The sequence below is a fragment of the Streptomyces anandii JCM 4720 genome (genome assembly GCF_014650655.1).
Lineage (GTDB): Bacteria > Actinomycetota > Actinomycetes > Streptomycetales > Streptomycetaceae > Streptomyces > Streptomyces anandii.
On the sequence record NZ_BMVJ01000011.1, the window covers coordinates 183583 to 187208 of the forward strand.

Annotated in this window: 3 protein-coding genes and 1 pseudogene; 3 read left to right on the plus strand and 1 reads right to left on the minus strand. The window is 74.9% G+C overall.

Annotation, left to right across the window (positions count from 1 at the left end):
• Window positions 1-117: 117 nt before the first annotated feature.
• Window positions 118-1311 (minus strand): PP2C family protein-serine/threonine phosphatase, encoded by a 1194-nt coding sequence (locus IE249_RS21075; protein WP_229858951.1) that lies wholly within the window; start codon window positions 1309-1311, stop codon window positions 118-120.
• Window positions 1312-1471: 160 nt separating this feature from the next.
• On the opposite strand from IE249_RS21075, the gene IE249_RS21080 reads away from it, so the two are divergent.
• From IE249_RS21080 to IE249_RS38010, 3 genes and pseudogenes are all read left to right on the plus strand, one after another.
• Window positions 1472-1924 carry a hypothetical protein gene (locus IE249_RS21080; protein ID WP_189706753.1) on the plus strand — a complete coding sequence of 151 codons (453 nt, stop codon included), beginning with the start codon at window positions 1472-1474 and terminating at the stop codon, window positions 1922-1924.
• A 140-nt stretch (window positions 1925-2064) separates the two neighbouring features.
• Window positions 2065-2985, plus strand: a complete 921-nt coding sequence (locus IE249_RS21085) for a hypothetical protein (protein ID WP_189706755.1) — start codon at window positions 2065-2067, stop codon at window positions 2983-2985.
• 143 nt (window positions 2986-3128) lie between these two features.
• Window positions 3129-3626 (plus strand): annotated as a pseudogene (locus tag IE249_RS38010) (VWA domain-containing protein); the annotation flags it as partial.

Here is a 3626-nt window from a genome sequence, read left to right on the forward strand (position 1 = left end):
CCGGGAGGGACCCGGGGCGCAGGCGGTGGCCGGGCAGGGCGCGTCCGCCTCGGTGCCGGCGGCGGGCAGCGGCAGGGGGCGCGGCGCGTCGCCCCCTGCCGGACCCCTGGCCGCGTCCTACGCCGGGCCGCCGCCCAGTCGGTGTCGGGGGCGGGAGGCGGGTCCGGACTCCACCGGGGGGCCCGCGGACGTTCTGCGCACCGCGAAGATCGTGGTGTCGTCGCCGAGGCGCCCGTCGCAGTGGCGCAGCGTGCCGTCGCGCACCTGGGCGACCAGGCGGCGCGGCTCGGCGGTGCGCGGATCGGCGGCGAGGGCGCGGGCCAGCTCGCTTGCGAGCGGGTAGAACGCACCGGTGCCGTCGCGCGCCTCCGTCACGCCGTCGGTGAAGAGCAGCAGGGTCTCCCCGGGGCGGAGCGCGGCCCGCTTGACCGGCGGCGGGCCGTGCGTGGAGAACTCGCCGAGGCCCAGCGGCAGCCCCTCGCCCGGCGGCAGCTGACGCACGCCGCGCGCTCCCACGACCAGGGGAGGCTCATGACCGAAGTTGACGACCTTGACCGCGCCCGGGTCGTCGTCCGGGAAGCCGAGCAGCACGGCGGTGGCGAAGCGGTCCTCGTCGTCCCGGCCCATGGCCATGGCGTGCTCCCGGTGCCGGAGCATGCGCGACTCCAGTCGTTCGGCGACCGTCGTCAGGTCCCGTTCGTGATAGCCGGCCTCACGGAAGGTGCCGAGCAGCGCCGCCGCCGCCTCCACCGCGCCGAGCCCCTTGCCCTGCACGTCGCCGACGAGGACGCGGGTGCCGGCCGGGCCCGGCTGGATGTCGTAGAAGTCGCCGCCGATACGGGCGTCGGAGTCCGCCGCCAGGTACACGCCCGCATGGTCCAGGCCGCCCCAGCCGGGCGGCAGCGGGCGCAGCACGGCACGGCGGGTGGTCGCCGCCACGTCCTGCATGTGCAGCATCAGCCGCTCCCCGCGCACCCGCACCGCACACGCCAGCACGGCGAGCGCGCCGCCCGCGGCCACGAGGATGAAGTCGGGGATGCCGGTGCGGTACTGGTGCGGCCAGGACGCGTCCACCACGTAGTACGTGGCGATGGACAGCGCCGCGAAGACCGCGGTCGTCCACACCGCGCAGATCGCCGCGGCGATACCGGGCACCAGCACGATCCAGGAGATGACCCGGAACTCGCCGCTGGTGTTCCAGTCCACGGCGGCGATGGCGACGAGCAGCAGCAGCGGCGGCACCCAGGCGACACTGCGCCCCCGCGCCCGCAGCAGCGGATGGCGCTGCCCGGCGGCCCGGCGGTCGGCCAGCCGGTACCCGTCGAGCCGCTCCTGCCCGATACGGCCGTCGCTCACGACCCTCAGCACAGCACAGGCGGCCACCGCGCGCATCCGGGTCCCCAGCACTTGCCAGGGCCCCCTCCCAGGTGTGCTCTGGTAAGCGGAGGCGACGAGAGGAAGGAGCTCTCTCATGGCTCACGCGGCACCCGTGACCGCGGCCGTCACCACCCGTGGCACCCGCACCCGTACCCACCCGCCCGACATCTTCGGTCCGCGCGCACACAGGATCGGACGGTGGGCGCTGCCCTTCGCCATCGGTCTCGTCTACGGCTACTGGGCCGCGGCCAACCGGCGCAGCGGCGGCCCGATCACCGGCTGGAACCTCGCCTTCGGCTTCATCACCGCGATCGTGTTCACCCTGATCACGGTCGGTGTCCTGCTCCTGGGCCCGCGCCTTCCGCGCGAACTGCACGCGCTGCTGTGGTTCGCCTACATCGGCATCGCGTTCGGCTTCCTCTACATCCAGAGCGGCGAGACGGTACTGCTGGCCACCGGCCTGTCACTGGGCCTCGGCGCGATCGCCGGGCTCTTCTGCTTCTACTGGGCCTACACGCACGAGGACGCCGAGGGCCACCACATCTGACCGCACCTCCCTCCCGGCGGGCCGGACTGCTCCCGGCCCGCCGCCGCCGTGCGCGCCCCCTGATTCCTGTGACCGTCAGTCATCACCCGATTGCCGTCCCCCCGCTCGCAAAGGCGCTCAAGCGGGCATTGCCTGAGGGTGTGTCCCGACGCCTGCGCAGCGGCCTGTCGGCCGTGCTCATCACCCTCTCGTGCCTGCTCGTGCCGTTCGGCGCGCTGTCGGCGTGGGCGGCGTACGGCCTCGCCGACACCGGCCGCTACGTCACCACCATGGCGCCGCTCGCCCACGACCCGGACGTCCGGGAGGCGATCGCGGACACCGTGGGGGACGGGATCATGGACGAGATCGACCACCAGATGGACATACGCGTCACCCGCGGGACCGTCGCCCCCTTCGTGCACGACGCGGTGCGCTCCTTCACCCAGACCGCGGCCTTCCGCACGGCCTGGAACGAGGGCAACCGGGCCGCGCACGACGCCGTGCTGCGCGCCCTGCGCGAGGGCGACGACGACCGCGACCGCCCGGTCACCGTCGACCTCGCCCCGGTCACCGCCCAGGTCAAGGCCCAGCTCACCGAGGACCACGTACCGCTCGCCGCCCGCATCCCCGTCGAGCACACCGAGGTCGCCCTGCTCCCGGCCCAGGACCTGGGCCGCCTCCGGAAGGGATTCGACGTGCTCGAGGTGGCCGGATTCTGGCTCCCCGTCGCCGCGGTCGCGTTCGCCGTCACCGGCATCGCGCTGGCCGCCTGCCGCCGGCGCGCGCTCACCGCGACCGCGCTCGGCACCGCGCTCGGCGGCGCGCTGCTCGCCCTCGCCCTCGCCGTGGGCCGCAGCCTGACCCTCGCCGGCCTGCCCGACGAGGTCTCCCACCCGGCCGTGGGCGCCGTCTACGACGCCCTCACCGCCACCCTGCGCACCGTGTCCTGGATCCTGGTGGCCCTCGGCCTGACGGTCGCCGCCCTCGCCTGGCTCACCCACCGCGTGACCCGCCGCCGTCCCACCGAGCCGGCCCCGGCGCCCCGGTCCCAGCCGCAGCCCCCGACGAGCGTCGAGGCCTGAACCGGGAGGCGCTACCGCGCCGCAGGACACGGTACGGCCACCGTCCTTCTCCCCTGCCCGAGATCACCCCGCGGGGCCGCTAACCTTACGTGTCCGTCCTGGCCAGGGATTGACGGGATCAACTCACGCGAAGGGTTGCGCACATGGGCATTCTCACTCGCCTGCGGAACGCGTTCGGCCGGTCACGCAAGGGGCGTGCGGCCGAAGCAGAGGGTGCGGAACAGGTTCCGTCCCAGGAACCGGCCCCGGCCGCGGAGCCCGCCGCGCGGCGGCCCGAGCCGAAGGTGCCGGCCCCCTCGCCGTCCCCCGAGCCCCCGGCGAACGTCCACGTCCCGGACCCGCGCACCGAGCACGACCTGGTCTCGGCAGCCTTCGACAACATCACGGTCCCCCCGCCCTCAAAGCCGGTGGAACCGGCGGAGCCGGTGGCAGGACCGGCGGAGCCGACGGCGGAGAAGCCGGCGGAGCCGGCAGCGGAGGAGGCGACGGCAGAACCGGCGGAGGAGCCGGTGGAGCCGACAGCGGAACCGGCGAAGCCGACGGCGGAGGAACCGGCGGCGGAACCGGCGGCGGAGGCAGAGCCGGTGGCAGAGAAGCCGGAGGAGCCGGCGGCGGCGAAACCGGCCGAACCGGCGGCGGAG